This window comes from Propionivibrio sp. (genome assembly GCF_041441355.1).
GTDB lineage: Bacteria > Pseudomonadota > Gammaproteobacteria > Burkholderiales > Rhodocyclaceae > Propionivibrio.
The window spans coordinates 37,232-53,538 of sequence record NZ_JASDTF010000036.1 but is presented as its reverse complement, the minus strand read 5'-3'; the positions used below and the strand labels follow the sequence as shown (position 1 = coordinate 53,538).

25 protein-coding genes are annotated in these 16,307 nt (G+C 61.7%); 24 read left to right on the top strand and 1 reads right to left on the bottom strand.

The window, feature by feature from the left end:
- The first annotated feature begins 5 nt into the window (after nucleotides 1-5).
- From rplP to rplQ, 21 genes are all read left to right on the top strand, one after another.
- On the top strand, nucleotides 6-419 hold the full coding sequence (gene rplP, locus QMB55_RS12340; RefSeq protein WP_497589016.1) for a 50S ribosomal protein L16: 414 nt from the start codon (nucleotides 6-8) through the stop codon (nucleotides 417-419).
- A 1-nt stretch (nucleotide 420) separates the two neighbouring features.
- Entirely contained in the window at nucleotides 421-609 is a 189-nt protein-coding gene (gene rpmC, locus QMB55_RS12335) for a 50S ribosomal protein L29 (protein ID WP_497589012.1), read from the top strand.
- 2 nt (nucleotides 610-611) lie between these two features.
- Nucleotides 612-875 (top strand): 30S ribosomal protein S17, encoded by a 264-nt coding sequence (gene rpsQ / locus QMB55_RS12330; protein ID WP_497589011.1) that lies wholly within the window; start codon nucleotides 612-614, stop codon nucleotides 873-875.
- Nucleotides 876-1,000: 125 nt separating this feature from the next.
- Nucleotides 1,001-1,369 carry a 50S ribosomal protein L14 gene (rplN, locus tag QMB55_RS12325; RefSeq protein WP_497589010.1) on the top strand — a complete coding sequence of 123 codons (369 nt, stop codon included), beginning with the start codon at nucleotides 1,001-1,003 and terminating at the stop codon, nucleotides 1,367-1,369.
- Nucleotides 1,370-1,378: 9 nt separating this feature from the next.
- Nucleotides 1,379-1,696 (top strand): 50S ribosomal protein L24, encoded by a 318-nt coding sequence (gene rplX, locus QMB55_RS12320; RefSeq protein WP_497589009.1) that lies wholly within the window; start codon nucleotides 1,379-1,381, stop codon nucleotides 1,694-1,696.
- Nucleotides 1,697-1,705: 9 nt separating this feature from the next.
- Nucleotides 1,706-2,245 (top strand): 50S ribosomal protein L5, encoded by a 540-nt coding sequence (gene rplE, locus QMB55_RS12315; RefSeq protein ID WP_497589008.1) that lies wholly within the window; start codon nucleotides 1,706-1,708, stop codon nucleotides 2,243-2,245.
- Between the two features lie 7 nt (nucleotides 2,246-2,252).
- On the top strand, nucleotides 2,253-2,558 hold the full coding sequence (rpsN, locus tag QMB55_RS12310; protein WP_497589007.1) for a 30S ribosomal protein S14: 306 nt from the start codon (nucleotides 2,253-2,255) through the stop codon (nucleotides 2,556-2,558).
- Nucleotides 2,559-2,573: 15 nt separating this feature from the next.
- Nucleotides 2,574-2,969 (top strand): 30S ribosomal protein S8, encoded by a 396-nt coding sequence (rpsH, locus tag QMB55_RS12305; protein WP_497589006.1) that lies wholly within the window; start codon nucleotides 2,574-2,576, stop codon nucleotides 2,967-2,969.
- Between the two features lie 9 nt (nucleotides 2,970-2,978).
- Nucleotides 2,979-3,512 carry a 50S ribosomal protein L6 gene (rplF, locus tag QMB55_RS12300; RefSeq protein WP_497589005.1) on the top strand — a complete coding sequence of 178 codons (534 nt, stop codon included), beginning with the start codon at nucleotides 2,979-2,981 and terminating at the stop codon, nucleotides 3,510-3,512.
- A 13-nt stretch (nucleotides 3,513-3,525) separates the two neighbouring features.
- Nucleotides 3,526-3,879: a 50S ribosomal protein L18 gene (gene rplR / locus QMB55_RS12295; protein WP_497589015.1), complete on the top strand. Its 354-nt coding sequence runs from the start codon at nucleotides 3,526-3,528 to the stop codon at nucleotides 3,877-3,879.
- A gap of 27 nt (nucleotides 3,880-3,906) precedes the next feature.
- Nucleotides 3,907-4,431, top strand: coding sequence for a 30S ribosomal protein S5 (gene rpsE / locus QMB55_RS12290; protein ID WP_497589004.1), 525 nt, complete (start codon nucleotides 3,907-3,909; stop codon nucleotides 4,429-4,431).
- Between the two features lie 3 nt (nucleotides 4,432-4,434).
- The gene (rpmD, locus tag QMB55_RS12285; RefSeq protein WP_497589003.1) at nucleotides 4,435-4,617 is read left to right on the top strand and encodes a 50S ribosomal protein L30; all 183 of its coding nucleotides are present in this window, start codon (nucleotides 4,435-4,437) and stop codon (nucleotides 4,615-4,617) included.
- A 1-nt stretch (nucleotide 4,618) separates the two neighbouring features.
- On the top strand, nucleotides 4,619-5,053 hold the full coding sequence (gene rplO / locus QMB55_RS12280; RefSeq protein ID WP_497589002.1) for a 50S ribosomal protein L15: 435 nt from the start codon (nucleotides 4,619-4,621) through the stop codon (nucleotides 5,051-5,053).
- 22 nt (nucleotides 5,054-5,075) lie between these two features.
- On the top strand, nucleotides 5,076-6,401 hold the full coding sequence (gene secY, locus QMB55_RS12275) for a preprotein translocase subunit SecY (protein ID WP_497589001.1): 1,326 nt from the start codon (nucleotides 5,076-5,078) through the stop codon (nucleotides 6,399-6,401).
- 1 nt (nucleotide 6,402) lies between these two features.
- Nucleotides 6,403-6,621 (top strand): translation initiation factor IF-1, encoded by a 219-nt coding sequence (gene infA, locus QMB55_RS12270; RefSeq protein ID WP_497589000.1) that lies wholly within the window; start codon nucleotides 6,403-6,405, stop codon nucleotides 6,619-6,621.
- Between the two features lie 74 nt (nucleotides 6,622-6,695).
- Complete coding sequence (rpmJ, locus tag QMB55_RS12265; protein ID WP_263769975.1) at nucleotides 6,696-6,809, top strand: 50S ribosomal protein L36; 114 nt, start codon at nucleotides 6,696-6,698, stop codon at nucleotides 6,807-6,809.
- Between the two features lie 72 nt (nucleotides 6,810-6,881).
- Nucleotides 6,882-7,244 carry a 30S ribosomal protein S13 gene (rpsM, locus tag QMB55_RS12260; protein WP_497588999.1) on the top strand — a complete coding sequence of 121 codons (363 nt, stop codon included), beginning with the start codon at nucleotides 6,882-6,884 and terminating at the stop codon, nucleotides 7,242-7,244.
- 12 nt (nucleotides 7,245-7,256) lie between these two features.
- On the top strand, nucleotides 7,257-7,646 hold the full coding sequence (gene rpsK / locus QMB55_RS12255) for a 30S ribosomal protein S11 (RefSeq protein ID WP_497588998.1): 390 nt from the start codon (nucleotides 7,257-7,259) through the stop codon (nucleotides 7,644-7,646).
- Nucleotides 7,647-7,658: 12 nt separating this feature from the next.
- A complete protein-coding gene (rpsD, locus tag QMB55_RS12250) occupies nucleotides 7,659-8,288 on the top strand; it encodes a 30S ribosomal protein S4 (protein WP_497588997.1) in 630 nt (209 codons plus the stop codon).
- Nucleotides 8,289-8,327: 39 nt separating this feature from the next.
- Nucleotides 8,328-9,302 carry a DNA-directed RNA polymerase subunit alpha gene (locus tag QMB55_RS12245; RefSeq protein WP_497588996.1) on the top strand — a complete coding sequence of 325 codons (975 nt, stop codon included), beginning with the start codon at nucleotides 8,328-8,330 and terminating at the stop codon, nucleotides 9,300-9,302.
- A gap of 30 nt (nucleotides 9,303-9,332) precedes the next feature.
- Nucleotides 9,333-9,725 carry a 50S ribosomal protein L17 gene (gene rplQ / locus QMB55_RS12240; RefSeq protein ID WP_497588995.1) on the top strand — a complete coding sequence of 131 codons (393 nt, stop codon included), beginning with the start codon at nucleotides 9,333-9,335 and terminating at the stop codon, nucleotides 9,723-9,725.
- Between the two features lie 74 nt (nucleotides 9,726-9,799).
- Here the strand turns inward: rplQ and QMB55_RS12235 are convergent, their stop codons facing one another.
- Nucleotides 9,800-11,626, bottom strand: coding sequence for an ABCB family ABC transporter ATP-binding protein/permease (locus QMB55_RS12235; protein ID WP_497588994.1), 1,827 nt, complete (start codon nucleotides 11,624-11,626; stop codon nucleotides 9,800-9,802).
- Nucleotides 11,627-11,933: 307 nt separating this feature from the next.
- Between QMB55_RS12235 and QMB55_RS12230 the strand changes: the two genes are divergently transcribed.
- The 3 genes from QMB55_RS12230 to QMB55_RS12220 are packed head-to-tail and all read left to right on the top strand — an operon-like array spanning nucleotide 11,934 to nucleotide 16,303.
- Entirely contained in the window at nucleotides 11,934-12,605 is a 672-nt protein-coding gene (locus QMB55_RS12230; RefSeq protein WP_497588993.1) for a TetR family transcriptional regulator, read from the top strand.
- Nucleotides 12,606-12,636: 31 nt separating this feature from the next.
- Nucleotides 12,637-14,994 (top strand): acyl-CoA dehydrogenase, encoded by a 2,358-nt coding sequence (locus tag QMB55_RS12225; RefSeq protein ID WP_497588992.1) that lies wholly within the window; start codon nucleotides 12,637-12,639, stop codon nucleotides 14,992-14,994.
- Nucleotides 14,995-15,013: 19 nt separating this feature from the next.
- Complete coding sequence (locus QMB55_RS12220; protein WP_497588991.1) at nucleotides 15,014-16,303, top strand: acetyl-CoA C-acetyltransferase; 1,290 nt, start codon at nucleotides 15,014-15,016, stop codon at nucleotides 16,301-16,303.
- Nucleotides 16,304-16,307 lie beyond the last annotated feature (4 nt).

Here is a 16,307-nt window from a genome sequence, read left to right as displayed (position 1 = left end):
GACTGATGCTGCAGCCAACTAGAAGGAAGTACCGCAAGGAGCAGAAAGGCCGTAACACTGGCCTGGCTACCCGTGGCACCAAGGTGAGTTTCGGCGAGTATGGTCTCAAGGCCATTGGTCGTGGTCGCCTGACCGCGCGTCAGATCGAAGCTGCCCGTCGTGCGATGACGCGTCACATCAAACGTGGTGGCCGGATTTGGATCCGCATCTTCCCGGATAAGCCGATCTCGAAGAAGCCTGCCGAAGTCCGTATGGGTAACGGTAAGGGTAATCCCGAGTACTACGTCGCGGAAATTCGCCCCGGCAAGGTGCTCTACGAAATGGATGGCGTCGCCGAAAGCCTGGCGCGCGAAGCTTTCGAGCTCGCCGCAGCCAAGCTTCCGATCCCGACGACTTTCGTCACGCGCATGGTGGGTTGAAATGAAAGCCAGTGAACTCAGACAGAAAAGTGCAGAAGAGCTGAACAAGGAGTTGCTTGAGCTGCTCAAGGCTCAGTTCAGCCTGCGCATGCAGCATGCCACCCAACAGCTGGCCAACCACAGCCAGTTGGGCAAGGTTCGCCGCGACATCGCGCGCGTGCGTACCCTTCTTCGTGAAAAGGCGGTGTAATAATGAGCGAAGCGACCAACAAGCGCACGCTGATCGGCCGTGTGGTGAGCGACAAGATGGACAAGACGGTCACCGTCCTGGTCGAGCGTCGCGTCAAGCACCCGATGTACGACAAGATCATTGTGCGCTCCAAGAAGTACCACGCGCACAGCGAAGCGAATGAGGCCAAGCAAGGCGACCTGGTGGAAATCCAGGAATGCCGGCCGCTTTCGAAGAGCAAGAGCTGGACCGTAAGCAAGCTGCTCGAGAAGGCTGTCGCCATCTAACGCTTGCCTATTTCAGAAAAGGGGATATAATTCCCCTTTTTTCGCGCCCGGCCATTCTCGGCTGGGTGTTTCTCCCGTACGGGTTCCAAGACTGACCGCTCTTGCGGGATAAGTTGGAGAGATAAATGATTCAGATGCAGACGGTTCTGGACGTCGCCGATAACACCGGCGCGCGTTCGGTGATGTGTATCAAAGTGCTGGGCGGCTCCAAGCGTCGCTATGCCAGCGTTGGCGATATCATCAAGGTGAGTATCAAGGATGCTGCCCCGCGTGGCCGTGTCAAGAAGGGTGACGTCTATAACGCGGTGGTGGTGCGTACCGCGGCTGGCGTTCGCCGTCCTGACGGCTCGCTGGTTAAGTTCGACAGCAATGCCGCGGTGCTCCTCAATAACAAGCTGGAGCCGATTGGTACGCGCATCTTCGGGCCGGTCACGCGTGAACTGCGTGGCGAGCGCTTTATGAAGATCGTGTCGCTGGCACCGGAAGTGCTCTAAGAGGCGACCATGGAAAAGATTCGTAAGGGCGACCAGGTTGTCGTCATTGCCGGCAAGGACAAGGGTAAGCGCGGCACCGTCGCGCGTCGTGTTGACGCAGAGCGCGTGGTTGTCGAAGGCGTGAATCGCGTCAAGAAGCACGTCAAGCCGAACCCGGTCAAGGGGGTTGTGGGTGGCGTCGTCGACAAAGACATGCCGCTGCACATTTCGAACGTTGCGCTCTTCAATCCGAAGACGCAGAAGGCCGATCGCGTCGGCTTCAAGCTGCTTGAAGACGGTTCCAAGGTTCGCGTCTTCAAGTCGAACGGCGAAACGGTGGGGGCGTAAGGAGCGGTCATGGCACGTTTGTTTGATTTTTACAAAGAGAAGGTTGTGCCGGAATTGACCTCAAAGTTCGGCTACGCGTCGAACATGCAGGTTCCGCGCATCACCAAGATCACCCTGAACATGGGTGTGGGCGAGGCGGTTGCCGACAAGAAGGTGCTCGAGTTCGCGCTTGGTGACATGACCAAGATCGCCGGCCAGAAGCCGGTGGTGACCAAGGCTCGCAAATCGATCGCCGGCTTCAAGATTCGTGATGGCTACCCGATTGGTTGCATGGTGACCCTGCGCGGTCCGCGCATGTACGAATTCCTTGATCGTCTGGTTTCGGTTGCCCTTCCGCGCGTGCGCGATTTCCGGGGGGTTTCGGGTAAGGGCTTCGACGGTCGTGGTAACTACAACATGGGCGTCAAAGAGCAGATCATCTTCCCCGAGATCGAGTACGACAAGATCGACGCGTTGCGTGGCATGAATATCAGTGTGACCACCACCGCCAAGACCGACGAAGAAGCGCGTGCCCTGCTTGCCGCCTTCAAATTCCCCTTCAAGAACTGAGGCGAACATGGCGAAACTCGCATTGATTAACCGCGAAGAAAAGCGTCGCAAGATGGTCGAGAAGTTTGCTGCCAAGCGTGCAGCCCTTCAGGCCATTATCGATGATGTCTCGCGCTCGGAAGAGGAGCGCTTCGAGGCGCGTTTGAAGCTGCAGGCGCTGCCGCGTAACGCCAGCCCTGTTCGTCTGCGCAATCGCTGCCAGCTGACCGGCCGTCCGCGTGGGGTGTTCCGCAAGTTCGGTCTGGGTCGCAGCAAGCTGCGCGACTTCGTCATGCGCGGTGAAGTGCCGGGCGTGACCAAGGCTAGCTGGTAAGCAGGAGAGAACAAGATGAGTATGAGCGATCCGATCAGCGATATGCTGACCCGCATCCGCAACGCCCAGTCGGCTGAGAAGGCTGTTGTCAGCATGCCTTCCTCCAAGGTCAAGGTGGCGATTGCCAAGGTGTTGAAGGATGAAGGCTATGTCGAAGACTTTGCCGTGCGCGAAGTCGAAGGCAAGGCAACCCTCGAAATCGGCCTGAAGTACTATGCCGGCCGTCCGGTCATCGAGCGCATCGACCGCGTTTCGAAGCCTGGCCTGCGCATCTACAAGGGTGTTGACGCCATTCCGCGCGTCATGAATGGCCTCGGTGTGGCGATCGTGTCCACCCCGAAGGGTGTGATGACCGACCGCAAGGCTCGTGCCAGCAATGTTGGCGGCGAAGTCCTCTGCATCGTGGCGTAAGGGGAAGTCATGTCCCGTGTAGCTAAGAACCCAATCGTTTTGCCGCAGGGTGTTGAAGTCGCCCTCGGTGCGAAAGAAATCTCGGTCAAGGGCCCCCTGGGCTCGCTGAGCTTCCCGATCAATCCTGCCGTTTCGGTCGTCAAGGAGGGAGATGCCCTTCTGTGCAAGCCGGTCGAAGGTGCCGAGAACGCGAATGCCATGTCGGGTACCGTGCGCGCCATCGTGGCCAACATGGTGACCGGTGTGAGCAAGGGCTTTGAGCGCAAGCTGAACCTCGTGGGCGTCGGTTACCGTGCCCAGGCTCAGGGCGATACGCTCAACCTGACCCTCGGCTTCTCGCACCCGGTGGCGCACAAGATGCCTGCTGGTGTCAAATGCGAAACCCCCACCCAGACTGAAATCATCATCAAGGGTGTGGACAAGCAGCAGGTCGGCCAGGTCGCGGCTGAAGTCCGTGCTTACCGTCAGCCTGAGCCCTATAAGGGCAAGGGTGTCCGGTATGCCGACGAAGTCGTGGTCATCAAGGAAACCAAGAAGAAGTAAGGGTGCGTAAATGATTGACAAGAAACAGGCGCGGTTGCGCAGAGCCCGTAAAACCCGGGCCAAAATTGCCGAGCTGAAGTCAGTGCGCTTGTCGGTGCATCGGACCAACAGCCACATCTACGCTCAGGTCTTTTCGGCCTGTGGCTCGAAGGTGCTGGCTGCAGCTTCTTCCCTGGAACCCGAAGTCCGCAAGGATCTGCCCAACGGCGGCAACACCAATGCCGCAACGGTGGTGGGCAAGCTGGTCGCCGAACGTGCGAAGAAGGCTGGCGTCGAACAAGTCGCCTTCGACCGCAGTGGTTTCCAGTATCACGGACGTATCAAGGCCCTGGCTGAAGCCGCGCGTGAAGCCGGCCTCAAATTCTGATCGGCCAGAGAGAGATCGGAGCAAGTAATGGCAAAACCGCAAAGCAAGAAGACTCAGCAGGCCGAAAAGCCGGATGATGGTATGCGCGAGAAGATGATCTCGATCAACCGGGTGACGAAAGTCGTCAAGGGTGGTCGGATCCTCGGTTTCGCAGCGTTGACCGTGGTCGGCGACGGCGATGGTCGTATCGGCATGGGCAAGGGCAAGTCCCGTGAAGTCCCGGTGGCCGTGCAAAAGGCCATGGAAGAAGCCCGTCGCAAGATGGTCAAGGTCAGCCTCAAGAGTGGCACGTTGCACCATACGGTCGTCGGTCGCCACGGCGCCTCGACGGTCATGATGCAGCCGGCTCCCGAAGGTACCGGAATCATCGCCGGCGGCGCCATGCGCGCCGTGTTCGACGTCATGGGCATGACCAACGTCGTGGCCAAGGCGCACGGCTCGACCAATCCTTACAACATCGTCCGTGCCACCATCAATGGCCTCATGGCGATGAGCACTCCGTCCGAAATCGCTGCCAAGCGCGGCAAGACGGTCGAAGAAATCCTGGGGTAAGCCATGGCTGACAAGAAAATCAAGGTCAAGCTCGTCAAGAGCCTGATTGGCACCAAGCAGTCGCACCGTGCGACGGTTCGTGGCCTCGGTCTGCGTCGCCTCAACAGCGTGTCCGAACTTGAGGACACGCCGGCGGTGCGCGGCATGATCAACAAGGTCTCCTACCTTCTGAAGTGCGAGGGCTAAGATGAAACTCAACACGATTCAGCCCGCGGAAGGGGCAACCCACGCCAAGCGCCGCGTCGGTCGTGGCATCGGTTCCGGTCTGGGTAAGACCGCCGGTCGCGGTCACAAAGGCCAGAAGTCGCGTGCTGGTGGCTTCCACAAAGTTGGCTTCGAAGGCGGTCAGATGCCGCTGCAGCGCCGTCTGCCGAAGCGTGGTTTCGTCTCGCTGACGAACACCCGCAACGTCGAAGTGCGTCTGTCGGAAATCAACGATCTGCCGGTTGACGAAATCGATCTGCTGACCCTCAAGCAGGCCAACCTGATCACCCAGCACGCGCTGTCGGCGAAAGTCATCCTCTCGGGCGAAATCACCCGCAAGGTGACGCTCAAGGGGGTCAGCGCGACCAAGGGCGCCAAGGCGGCCATCGAGGCGGCGGGCGGTTCCGTCGCGGAATAACCCAACGATACGGTGACGTTTCTTGGCGACTCCAGCTAACCAAATCGGCAAAGGCGGGAAGTATGGCGACCTCAAGCGTCGCCTGATCTTCCTGCTGGGCGCCTTGGTCGTATACCGGATCGGGGCGCACATCCCCGTCCCGGGTATCGATCCACAGGTGCTGAGCGATCTCTTCAACAAGCAGGCGGGCGGCATCCTGGGCATGTTCAACATGTTCTCGGGTGGTGCCCTTTCCCGCTTCACCATCTTTGCGCTGGGCATCATGCCCTACATTTCGTCGTCGATCATCATGCAGTTGATGACCCACGCGAGTCCTCAGCTTGAGGCGCTGAAGAAGGAAGGAGAGGCCGGTCGGCGCAAGATCACCCAATACACGCGTTACGGTACTGTACTTCTGGCAGTTTTCCAGGGGATTGGTATCGCTATCGCCGTTGAATCGCAACCTGGTCTGGTGCCGGAGCCGGGGCTGATGTTCCGCTTCGTGACCGTGGTGACCTTGTTGACCGGGACGATGTTCCTGATGTGGCTCGGTGAACAAATCACCGAGCGTGGTCTGGGCAACGGTATCTCGATCATCATCTTCGCCGGGATTGCCGCGGGCTTGCCCAACGCGATCGGCGGTTTGCTGGAACTCGTTCGCACCGGTGCGATGCACCCGCTGTCGGCATTGTTCATCACGGTCCTGGCGGCCGGCGTGACGGCCTTCGTCGTGTTCGTCGAACGGGGGCAGCGCAAGATTCTGGTCAACTACGCCAAGCGTCAGGTTGGTAACAAGATCTACGGTGGCCAAAGCTCGCATCTGCCGCTCAAGCTGAACATGGCCGGCGTGATCCCGCCGATTTTCGCCTCGTCGATCATTCTGTTTCCCGCGACTGCAGCCAACTGGTTCGGTTCGGGTGACTCGATGCGTTGGCTGAAAGACATCGCTGCCGCGCTGTCGCCTGGTCAGCCGATCTACGTGATGCTCTACGCAGTGGCGATTATCTTCTTCTGTTTCTTCTACACCGCGCTGGTTTTCAATTCCAAGGAAACCGCCGAGAACCTGAAGAAGAGCGGTGCTTTCGTGCCTGGGATTCGTCCCGGTGAGCAGACCGCGCGTTACATCGACAAGATTCTCATGCGTTTGACTCTGATCGGCGCGGCTTACATCACCTTGGTGTGTCTGCTGCCCGAGTTCCTGATTCTCAAGTGGAACGTGCCGTTCTACTTCGGCGGAACTTCGCTGCTGATCATCGTCGTCGTGACCATGGACTTCATGACGCAGGTTCAAGCCTACGCCATGTCGCATCAATACGAGGGGCTCCTGAAGAAAGCAAACTTCAAGGGTTCCGGTTTGTCGGCTAAATAGGATGGCAAAGGAAGACCTCATCGAGATGCAGGGCGAGGTGGTAGAAAACCTCCCCAATGCGACGTTCCGGGTAAAACTCGAGAACGGGCATGTCGTGCTCGGTTTCATCTCCGGAAAGATGCGGATGCACTACATCCGTATCCTTCCCGGCGACAAAGTGACCGTGCAATTGACGCCCTACGATCTGAGCCGGGCGCGCATCATCTTCCGCGCCAAGTAAAGAATCTCTACGCAGTAGATGTAATCAGGCGATGGGCTGGCTGCGCCCGGAACCGAAAATAATAGGAGTTATCCATGAAAGTGCTGGCATCTGTTAAGCGCATCTGCCGCAACTGCAAAATCATTCGGCGCCACGGCATCGTGCGCGTGATCTGCTCGGATCCGCGTCACAAGCAGCGTCAGGGTTGATCAGCCGGACTCGAATGAGTTTCCGGCCGATTAAGGATATAATTGGAAGTTTCGCATTTTTGGGGTGAATAGATGGCCCGCATCGCAGGGGTAAATATACCCAACCATCAGCACACCGAGGTCGCCTTGACGGCGATCTACGGTATCGGTCGCAGCCGCGCACAGAAGATTTGTGACGAAGCTGGCGTCGCCCGCACGACTAAGGTCAAGGATCTGACGGAAGCCGAAATGGACCGTCTGCGCGACCACGTCGGCAAGTACACTGTCGAAGGCGACCTGCGTCGCGAAGTCACGATGAGCATCAAGCGCCTGATGGATCTGGGCTGTTATCGTGGTCTGCGCCATCGTAAGGGCCTGCCGGTCCGTGGTCAGCGTACGCGTACCAACGCACGTACCCGCAAGGGGCCGCGCAAGGTCATCGCCGGTAAGAAATAAAAGGAACTGAACATGGCCAAGACCGCTACGAAAGTTCGCAAGAAAGTCAAAAAGAACGTTGCCGAAGGCATCGCGCACATCCACGCGTCCTTCAACAACACCATCATCACCATCACCGACCGCCAGGGCAATGCCCTGTCGTGGGCGACGTCCGGTGGTGCCGGCTTCAAGGGCTCGCGTAAGAGCACCCCGTTCGCGGCTCAGGTCGCGGCTGAGGCTGCCGGCAAGGCGGCGCAGGAATGCGGCGTCAAGAACCTCGAAGTGCGCATCAAGGGGCCGGGTCCCGGTCGTGAATCGTCGGTCCGCGCGTTGAACGCGCTGGGTCTGAAGATCACCGCCATCACCGACGTCACGCCGATTCCGCACAACGGCTGCCGCCCCCCCAAGAAGCGTCGCATTTAAGGAGAAAGACAAGTGGCTCGTAATCTCGATCCGAAGTGCCGCCAGTGCCGCCGCGAGGGTGAAAAGCTGTTCCTGAAGGGTGAGAAGTGCTTCACCGACAAGTGCGCCATCGAGCGTCGCTCGTACGCCCCCGGTCAGCACGGTCAGAAGTCCGGCCAGCGCCTGTCCGACTACGGCGTTCACCTGCGTGAAAAGCAGAAGATCCGCCGCATCTACGGCGTGCTCGAAGGCCAGTTCCGCAAGGTCTACAAGGAAGCCGACCGCCGCAAGGGCGTGACCGGCGAGAACCTCCTGCAACTGCTGGAGTCGCGTCTGGACACCGTCGTGCATCGCATGGGCTTTGCCGCCTCGCGCTCTGAGTCGCGTCAGGTGGTCCGTCACAATGCCATCCTGGTGAATGGCCGTCGCGTCAACATCCCGTCGTACCAGGTCCGCCCGGGCGACGTCGTTGAAGTTGCCGAAAAAGCCAAGAACCACCTGCGTATCAAGGCCGCTCTTGCCGCCGCCGAATCGCGCGGCTTCCCCGAGTGGGTGGAAGTCGATGCCAAGGCTGCCAAGGGGACCTTCAAGGCCCGTCCTGAGCGCAGCGAGTTGCCGTCGACGATCAACGAAAGCCTCGTTATCGAGCTTTACTCGAAGTAATCGCGGCTCCTCTTGACTGAAACAGGCAAAGGACAAGACATGCAAAGCAGTGGACTATTGAAACCTCGCATCATCGACGTACAGAGTTTGTCGCCCGTGCATGCCAAGGTGGTGATGGAGCCGTTCGAACGCGGCTACGGTCACACCCTGGGTAATGCGCTGCGCCGGATTCTGCTCTCGTCGATGCCGGGTTATGCTCCGACCGAAGTGAGCATCGATGGCGTGCTGCATGAGTACTCGACGATCGACGGCGTGCAGGAGGATGTCGTCGACATCCTTCTGAACCTGAAGGGCGTCGTTTTCAAGCTGCACAATCGCGAAGAAGCCGTGTTGCACCTGAGCAAGGACGGCGAAGGCGTCGTGCGCGCCGGCGACATCGTGCTCTCGCATGACGTCGAAATCATCAATCCCGATCACGTGATTGCCCACGTTTCCAGCGGCGGTAAGCTGGACATGGAAATCAAGGTGGAAAAGGGCCGTGGCTACGTTCCTGGCAACGTGCGCAACCTGAACGACAGCGGCAAGAGCATTGGTCGCCTGGTTCTGGACGCCTCGTTCAGCCCGGTGCGTCGGGTCAGCTATTACGTTGAGAGCGCACGCGTCGAACAGCGCACCGACCTCGACAAGCTGATCGTGGAGATCGAAACCAACGGTGTCGTCGAGCCCGAGGAATCGATCCGCGCAGCCGCGCGCATCCTGATGGAGCAGCTCTCGGTTTTCGCCGACCTCGAAGGGACGGCGCAACCGGTCGAGCACCAGAAGGCTGTCCAGGTCGATCCGCTCCTTTTGCGTCCGGTCGATGACCTCGAACTGACGGTTCGTTCGGCGAACTGCCTCAAGGCCGAGAACATCTACTACATCGGCGATCTGATCCAGCGCACCGAAAACGAGTTGCTGAAAACTCCCAATCTCGGTCGCAAGTCGCTCAACGAAATCAAGGAAGTGCTGGCCGCACGCGGCCTGACGCTGGGCATGAAACTCGAGAACTGGCCGCCGGCCGGGCTCGACAAGTAAGCGGCCCGCATAGAATAGGAAGGAAGAGAGATGCGTCACCGTTTGGGACTTCGTAAACTCAATCGCACCAGCGCGCACCGCCTGGCCATGCTGCGCAACATGACCGTTTCGCTGCTCCGTCACGAAACGATCAAGACCACGCTGCCGAAGGCCAAGGAACTGCGTCGTGTGGTCGAGCCGATCATCACGCTGGGCAAGAAGCCGAGTCTGGCCAATCGCCGTCTGGCCTTCGATCGCCTGCGTGACCGTGAAATGGTCGTCAAGGTTTTCGACGTGCTCGGCCCGCGCTACGCCGGCCGTAACGGCGGTTACCTGAGCATCCTGAAGTGTGGCTTCCGGGACGGCGACAACGCCCCGATGGCCCTCGTCACGCTGCTCGATCAGCCGGAAGAAGCGCCCGTCGCCGAAGAAAAGGCGGCGTAAGCCTTACGCGATCGCGTTCCAAAAAGCCGGGCACGTTGCCCGGCTTTTTTATTGCCCCTACGCCAGAAGAATCTTCAAATTGAAGCGGCCGACGCCGGGCTGCGTTCGATTTTTCGCTCTTCTTGCTGCGCGGCCCACATCAGTGCGTAGCGACCGCCCTGTGCAAGCAGTTCGGCGTGACGCCCGCGTTCCACGATGTGTCCGGCATCGAGGACCAGGATTTCATCAGCGTGCATCACCGTCGACAGGCGATGGGCAATGACGAGCGCGGTGCGGCCGCTGGCGGCCGCGTCCAGGCTCCCCTGAATCGCCTGTTCGGTGCGCGAATCGAGGGCCGAAGTCGCCTCATCGAAAATCAATACCGGCGGATTCTTGAGCAGTGCCCGTGCAATCGCGACGCGTTGCTTTTCGCCGCCGGAGAGTTTGAGGCCACGCTCGCCGACTCGACTTTCGTAGCCTTCGGGGAGTCGCGTGACAAACTCAGTGAGCTGAGCGGCGCGGGCGGCCGCGACCAGGGCATCGTCGCTGGCTTCCGGACGACCGTAGCGGATGTTGTAGGCGATCGTGTCGTTGAACAGCACGGTGTCCTGCGGAACGATGCCGATGGCCCCGCGCAGGCTCTGTTGCGTCAGGGCGCGCAGATCGATGCCGTGGAGGCGGATGGCGCCGCGATCGACGTCGTAGAACCGGAACAGCAGGCGTGCGAGCGTCGATTTTCCCGAGCCTGAAGCACCTACCACCGCGACCGTCTTGCCTGCTGGAATGGTAAAGCTGATGTCGTGGAGGATCTGCCGCCGCGGATCGTAGCCGAAACCGACCCGGTCGAAGACGATGTCGGCAGGGCCGTCGGGGAGTGGTTGTGCATCGGGTGCGTCGACGATGTCGCGGTGCTCGGCGAGCAGCTCGAACATCCGTTCGATGTCGGCGAGCGCCTGGCGCATTTCACGGTAGATCACCCCGAGGAAGTTGAGCGGCAAGTAGAGCTGGATCAAGAAAGCGTTAACCAAAACCAGGTCACCGACCGTCATCGCTCCGGCCACTACGCCCGCTGCGGCCTGCCACATCATCGCGGTGACGCCGATGGCGATGATCAACTGTTGCCCCAGATTGAGCCACGAAAGTGACACCTGGCTGCGCGTGGCCGCGTCTTCCCACTGCCGCAGGTGGACATCGTAGCGTCGTGCTTCGAAATCCTCATTGTTGAAATACTTGACCGTCTCGTAGTTGAGCAGGCTGTCGATGGCTTGCGTGTTGGCGGCCGAGTCCATGTCGTTGACTCGCCGGCGCAGGGCGATCCGCCAGTTGCTGACGACGACGGTGAAGACGATGTAAGCGGCCAGCGATGCCAGGGTGATGAGGACGAAAACGCGATCGTAACGGGCCACCAATATCGCCAGGACCAGCAACAATTCGACCAGGGTGGGCAGGATCGAATACAGCGCGTAATTGATCAAACTGCCGATCGAACGGCTGCCGCGCTCGATGTCGCGCGTGACGCCGCCCGTCTGGCGCTCGAGGTGGAAGCGCAGCGACAGCGCATGCAGGTGACGGAAGACTTCGAGCGCGATGCGTCGCACCGACTCTTGGCTGACGCGGGCGAAGAGGATTTCGCGCAGTTCGGTAAAGAGCGAACTCGCAAAACGCAAAGCGCCGTAGAGCCCAAGCAAAAGGAGCGGGAGAACGGTCGCGAATTGCGGCGTCGACAGGTCGTCGATCATCGCCTTGAAAACCAACGGGACCGAGACCGTGGCGACCTTGGCCAGGACGAGGCAGGCTAAGGCTGCGAGAACGCGCCATTTGTAGCGCCACAGGTAGGGGGTCAGTTGGGCGAGCGTATGCCCGACGTTCATGGTCTCGGGCATGGCGGGGGCTGGGGCGGAAGGCGGTGCGAGGCGGCGCATGGCGGTGGCGGAAAGGTTGAACGAGTATGACGTGTTTGCGTCGCGCAAAGCAAGCAACCGCCGCGGCTGCGACCGCCGATCCGTACAGCTTTAAACGAACGTTTGAACTCTGACCCCGGGCAGCGGTCAGAGTTGCCACGAAAGCGGGTCTGATGGGGACGGAGGCGTGATGACGGTAACGCAATCCCAGATACGCAACACCGGTGCGCCAGCGCAGACATTGCCCCCAGCCGGGGCGGCCGACGGGGACGCTCGGCCCGGGCAGGAAACACGTGATCGCATTCTCGATGCGGCCGAAGCTGCCTTCATGCGGTGCGGCTTCGAAGGCGCGTCAATGCGCACGATCACGGCAGCGGCCGGGGTCAATCTCGCGGCGGCGAACTATCATTTCGGGAGCAAGGAAGGCTTGCTCTGTGCGGTGTTTCGGCGGCGTCTCGACGGTCTCAACCGTGAGCGCCTGGCCGTGCTCGATGTGCTCGAAGCCGAGGCAGGCGGGGCGCCGCTGAAACCGTCGCAAATCCTCGACGCATTTTTCGGTACCCTGCTGCGCCTGGGTGAAGATGAGTCTCGCGGTGGCATGACCTTCCTGAGGCTGCTCGGACGGACGCTGACCGATCCGGCCGATTTCATCCGCGATTTCTTTGCTCGCGAATACGCCGAAGTGCTCGCCCGCTACAAGCAGGCGTTGTTCCGTGCCTTGCCCGATGTGCCGCGCGCCGAAATTGCCTGGCGGCTGCACTTCATGCTCGGCGCGGTTTCATATGCGATCGCCGGAACCGACATCCTGCGCGTGATCACCGGCTCTGACCTCCAGTCCTTGTCGCAGGAGGGCGGCGAGGCCGGCGGAAAGGCGTCGGATGCGCTTGCCGCCAAACGTTTGTCCGCGCGCATGTTGCCTTTCTTGCTCGGCGGCTTGCGTGCGCCATTGCCGGAAGCCTCCGGCGACAAGGCACCCAGCGCTTCAACACGCGCGGACTGAACGCGTAGCGCACTTTCGAGGAGGTCAATTCATGCTCCTGCACATCGTCGTCTCACTGGCGCTGGCCTTGTTGTTTGGCGCCGCCCTGGTCGTGCTGATCCCGTCCTGGCGCCAGGCGATGATCACCCGCCCGGCGTTCAGGACGTATAAGCGTATCTTGCCGCAGATGTCGGAGACCGAGCGCGATGCGCTTGAGGCCGGGACGGTCTGGTGGGAAGGTGAATTGTTCCGCGGCAATCCCGACTGGCAGCGGCTGCTCGATTATCCGGTACCGACGCTGACGCCCGAGGAGCAAGCCTTCATGGCGAACGAGGTTGAAGCCGCCTGTGCGCTGGTCGACGACTGGGCGGTCACGCGCGATTTGCACGACCTGCCGCCCGAAGCCTGGGCCTACATCAAGGAAAAAGGCTTCCTCGGGATGATCATCCCTAAAGCCTACGGAGGGCTTGGATTTTCGGCCTACGCGCATTCGCAGATCGTGACCAAGCTGTCGACGCGCAGTTCGGCGCTGTCGGTGACGGTGATGGTGCCCAACTCGCTCGGTCCGGCCGAACTGCTGCTGCATTACGGCACCGAGGCACAGAAACAGCATTACCTGCCGCGGCTGGCCAAGGGGCTCGATATCCCGGCCTTTGCCCTGACCAGCCCCTGGGCTGGTTCGGACGCCGCGTCGATCCCCGATTACGGCATCGTCTGCATGGGGGAGTGGCAGGGCCAGGAGGTCCTCGGCATGCGGGTGAGCTGGGAGAAGCGCTATGCCACCCTGGCCCCGGTGTGCACCGTGCTGGGGCTCGCTTTCCGGCTCTACGATCCGGAGGGGTTGCTGGGCGGAAAAGCGGATCTTGGCATCACCTGTGCGCTGGTGCCGCGCGACACCCCGGGGGCCGAATTCGGGCAGCGCCATTATCCGCTCGACGCGATGTTCATGAACGGTCCGACGCGAGGACATGAGGTTTTCATGCCGCTCGACTACATCATCGGCGGGCCGAAGATGGCCGGCAAGGGCTGGCGGATGCTGATGGAGTGCCTCGCTGCGGGGCGATCGATCTCGCTGCCGGCGTCACACACCGGGATGGCCCAGCTGACCGCGCGTGCGGTCGGCGGCTACGCACGCATCCGCAGCCAGTTCAAGATGGCGGTCGGGCGCTTCGAGGGGGTCGAGGAGCCTCTGACCCGCATCGGTGCTTACACTTACATGATGAACGCGGTGCGCACGATGACCGCCGGTGCGGTCGACCTGGGCGAGAAACCCTCGGTGACCTCGGCGATCGCCAAATACCACGTCACCGAACGCGGCCGGCAGGTGGTGACCGATGGGATGGATATCCTTGGCGGCAAGGGCATCTGTCTCGGGCCGTCCAATTTTCTCGGACGCGCCTACCAGCAGTTGCCGATCGGGATTACCGTCGAAGGCGCCAACATCCTCACGCGCACGATGATCCTCTTTGGCCAGGGCGCCATCCGCTGCCACCCTTACGTGTTCAACGAGATGCTGGCAGCGCAGAACCCGGACCCGGCGGCGGGTTTGCGCGAATTCGACGCGGCCATCGCCGGGCACACCCTCTTTACGCTCCGGCACGGGCTGCGCGCCTTCTTCCGCGGCTTGACCGGGTCGCACTTCATCACCGTTCCGGCCGGCGTTGCGCCCGAAACGCGGCGCTATTACCAGCAACTCTCGCGCTTTTCGACAGCCTTCGCTTTCCTGGCCGACATCTCGATGCTGGTCATGGGCGGCAGCTTGAAACGGCGCGAGAAGATTTCGGCACGCCTCGGTGACATCCTGGCGTTGATGTACCTGTGTTCGGCGACGCTCAAGCGCTACGAGGCGGAAGGGCGGCAGCGCGAGGATGCGCCCTTGATGCACTGGGCGATCTGGGACGCGATGTACAAGACGCAGATGGCCTTCGACGGCGTGATCGCCAATTTTCCGCACCGGGGCATCGGCCGTTTCCTTTTTCGCACGGTGTTCCCGCTCGGGCACCCGTACGACGTGCCGTCCGACCGCATCGGGCATCAAGTCGCCAGCCTGTTGATCGGGCCGACGGCGGCGCGCGACCGGCTGACCGCGGAATGCTACCTGCCGCCGAATGCGGATGAGCCGGTGGGCGCGATCGAGGCGGCGCTGGCGGCGACCCTGGCGGCCGAGCCGATCGAAGCGCGCATCCGCAGTGCAGAAAAAGCAGGGGCCTTCGCTGGCGAGCCGGATGCCAACGTGCGCGACATCGCGCGTGTGGCCCTGGCACGTGGCGTGATCAATGCGGAGGAGTACGCGATCCTGGCGCGGCGCAATGCCTTGCGCGACCGCGTGATCCACGTCGATGAATTCGACTTTGGACTGCGTCAGGCGCAGTCGGCGCCAACGCCGGCGGCGCAGCATCCACAAGCGTAACGAAGCAGACGGAGGCGGCATGGGATTTCAAGCGGTTTACGTGATCGACGGCGCGCGCTCGCCGTTTCTCAAGGCGCGCAGCGGCCCCGGGCCGTTCGCCGCGGCCGATCTGGCGGTACAGGCGGGGCGGGCTTTGCTGTTGCGTCAGCCTTTCGCCCCGCAAATGCTGGATGAAGTGATCCTCGGCTGTGCCAGTCCGGCGCCCGAGGAGGTGAACATCGCCCGCGTGGCCGCCATGCGCCTGGGCTGCGGCGAGACGGTGCCGGCGTGGACGGTGATGCGCAACTGCGCCAGCGGCATGCAGGCGATCGATTCGGCCATCGCCGACATCCAACGCGGCCAGGCCGAACTGGTGCTCGCCGGCGGCGTCGACGCGCTCTCGCATGCACCGCTCTTCTACAACCGGACGATGGTGCGCTGGTTTGCCGGGCTGATGCAGGCCAAGGGCGCCGGCGCCAAGCTCGCAGCCTGGGCACGGCTTTCACCGTCGGCGCTGTTTGAGCCGGTGGTCGGTATCCTCAAGGGGTTGACCGATCCGATGGTCGGCTTGTCGATGGGGCAGACCGCCGAGAATCTGGCCTGGCGCTTTGGCATTTCGCGTGAAGCGATGGACGCCCTGGCCGTCGACAGCCATCGGCGCGCGCTCGAGGCGCGTGCCGCTGGCCGTTATGCCGAGATCGTGCCTCTGATCGGCCCGGAGGGCACCGTCTTGGCCGAGGACGACGGCGTGCGGGCTGATTCGACGCCGGCCGCGTTGGCTAAGTTGAAGCCTTTCTTCGACAAGCCCTACGGCCGCATTACACCGGGCAACAGTTCGCAGATCACCGACGGCGCCGCGTGGCTGATTCTGGCCTCGGAGGCGGCGGTCGAACGGCACGGGCTCAAGCCGCTCGGCAGGATCAGTGACAGCCAGTGGGCCGGGCTCGACCCGGCGCAGATGGGGCTGGGGCCGGTGCACGCGGCGACGCCGATTCTCCGGCGGCACGGGCTGACGCTGGCCGACATCGACCTGTGGGAGATCAACGAGGCCTTTGCGGCGCAGGTGCTCGCCTGCAGGGCGGCTTGGGCCGACGAGGCCTACTGCCGCGAAGCCTTGGAGCTGCCCGCAGCTTTGGGGGCACTCGATCCAGAACGTCTCAACGTCGACGGCGGAGCGATCGCCCTCGGACATCCGGTCGGTGCCTCGGGCGCGCGCATCGTGCTCCACCTGCTGCACGCGCTGCGTGCGCGCCAGCTCCGGCGCGGCATGGCGGCGATCTGCATCGGCGGCGGGCAGGGCGGCGCGATGCTCATCGAGCGTCTGGATTGAGGCA

Bases quoted from the DNA above. Each gene is read 5' to 3' on its own strand.
- rplP (WP_497589016.1), top strand. From the start codon at position 6: ATGCTGCAGCCAACTAGAAGGAAGTACCGCAAGGAGCAGAAAGGCCGT.
- rpmC (WP_497589012.1), top strand. From the start codon at position 421: ATGAAAGCCAGTGAACTCAGACAGAAAAGTGCAGAAGAGCTGAACAAG.
- rpsQ (WP_497589011.1), top strand. From the start codon at position 612: ATGAGCGAAGCGACCAACAAGCGCACGCTGATCGGCCGTGTGGTGAGC.
- rplN (WP_497589010.1), top strand. From the start codon at position 1,001: ATGATTCAGATGCAGACGGTTCTGGACGTCGCCGATAACACCGGCGCG.
- rplX (WP_497589009.1), top strand. From the start codon at position 1,379: ATGGAAAAGATTCGTAAGGGCGACCAGGTTGTCGTCATTGCCGGCAAG.
- rplE (WP_497589008.1), top strand. From the start codon at position 1,706: ATGGCACGTTTGTTTGATTTTTACAAAGAGAAGGTTGTGCCGGAATTG.
- rpsN (WP_497589007.1), top strand. From the start codon at position 2,253: ATGGCGAAACTCGCATTGATTAACCGCGAAGAAAAGCGTCGCAAGATG.
- rpsH (WP_497589006.1), top strand. From the start codon at position 2,574: ATGAGTATGAGCGATCCGATCAGCGATATGCTGACCCGCATCCGCAAC.
- rplF (WP_497589005.1), top strand. From the start codon at position 2,979: ATGTCCCGTGTAGCTAAGAACCCAATCGTTTTGCCGCAGGGTGTTGAA.
- rpsE (WP_497589004.1), top strand. From the start codon at position 3,907: ATGGCAAAACCGCAAAGCAAGAAGACTCAGCAGGCCGAAAAGCCGGAT.
- rpmD (WP_497589003.1), top strand. From the start codon at position 4,435: ATGGCTGACAAGAAAATCAAGGTCAAGCTCGTCAAGAGCCTGATTGGC.
- rplO (WP_497589002.1), top strand. From the start codon at position 4,619: ATGAAACTCAACACGATTCAGCCCGCGGAAGGGGCAACCCACGCCAAG.
- infA (WP_497589000.1), top strand. From the start codon at position 6,403: ATGGCAAAGGAAGACCTCATCGAGATGCAGGGCGAGGTGGTAGAAAAC.
- rpmJ (WP_263769975.1), top strand. From the start codon at position 6,696: ATGAAAGTGCTGGCATCTGTTAAGCGCATCTGCCGCAACTGCAAAATC.
- rpsM (WP_497588999.1), top strand. From the start codon at position 6,882: ATGGCCCGCATCGCAGGGGTAAATATACCCAACCATCAGCACACCGAG.
- rpsK (WP_497588998.1), top strand. From the start codon at position 7,257: ATGGCCAAGACCGCTACGAAAGTTCGCAAGAAAGTCAAAAAGAACGTT.
- QMB55_RS12245 (WP_497588996.1), top strand. From the start codon at position 8,328: ATGCAAAGCAGTGGACTATTGAAACCTCGCATCATCGACGTACAGAGT.
- rplQ (WP_497588995.1), top strand. From the start codon at position 9,333: ATGCGTCACCGTTTGGGACTTCGTAAACTCAATCGCACCAGCGCGCAC.
- QMB55_RS12235 (WP_497588994.1), bottom strand. From the start codon at position 11,626: ATGCGCCGCCTCGCACCGCCTTCCGCCCCAGCCCCCGCCATGCCCGAG.
- QMB55_RS12230 (WP_497588993.1), top strand. From the start codon at position 11,934: ATGCGGTGCGGCTTCGAAGGCGCGTCAATGCGCACGATCACGGCAGCG.
- QMB55_RS12225 (WP_497588992.1), top strand. From the start codon at position 12,637: ATGCTCCTGCACATCGTCGTCTCACTGGCGCTGGCCTTGTTGTTTGGC.
- QMB55_RS12220 (WP_497588991.1), top strand. From the start codon at position 15,014: ATGGGATTTCAAGCGGTTTACGTGATCGACGGCGCGCGCTCGCCGTTT.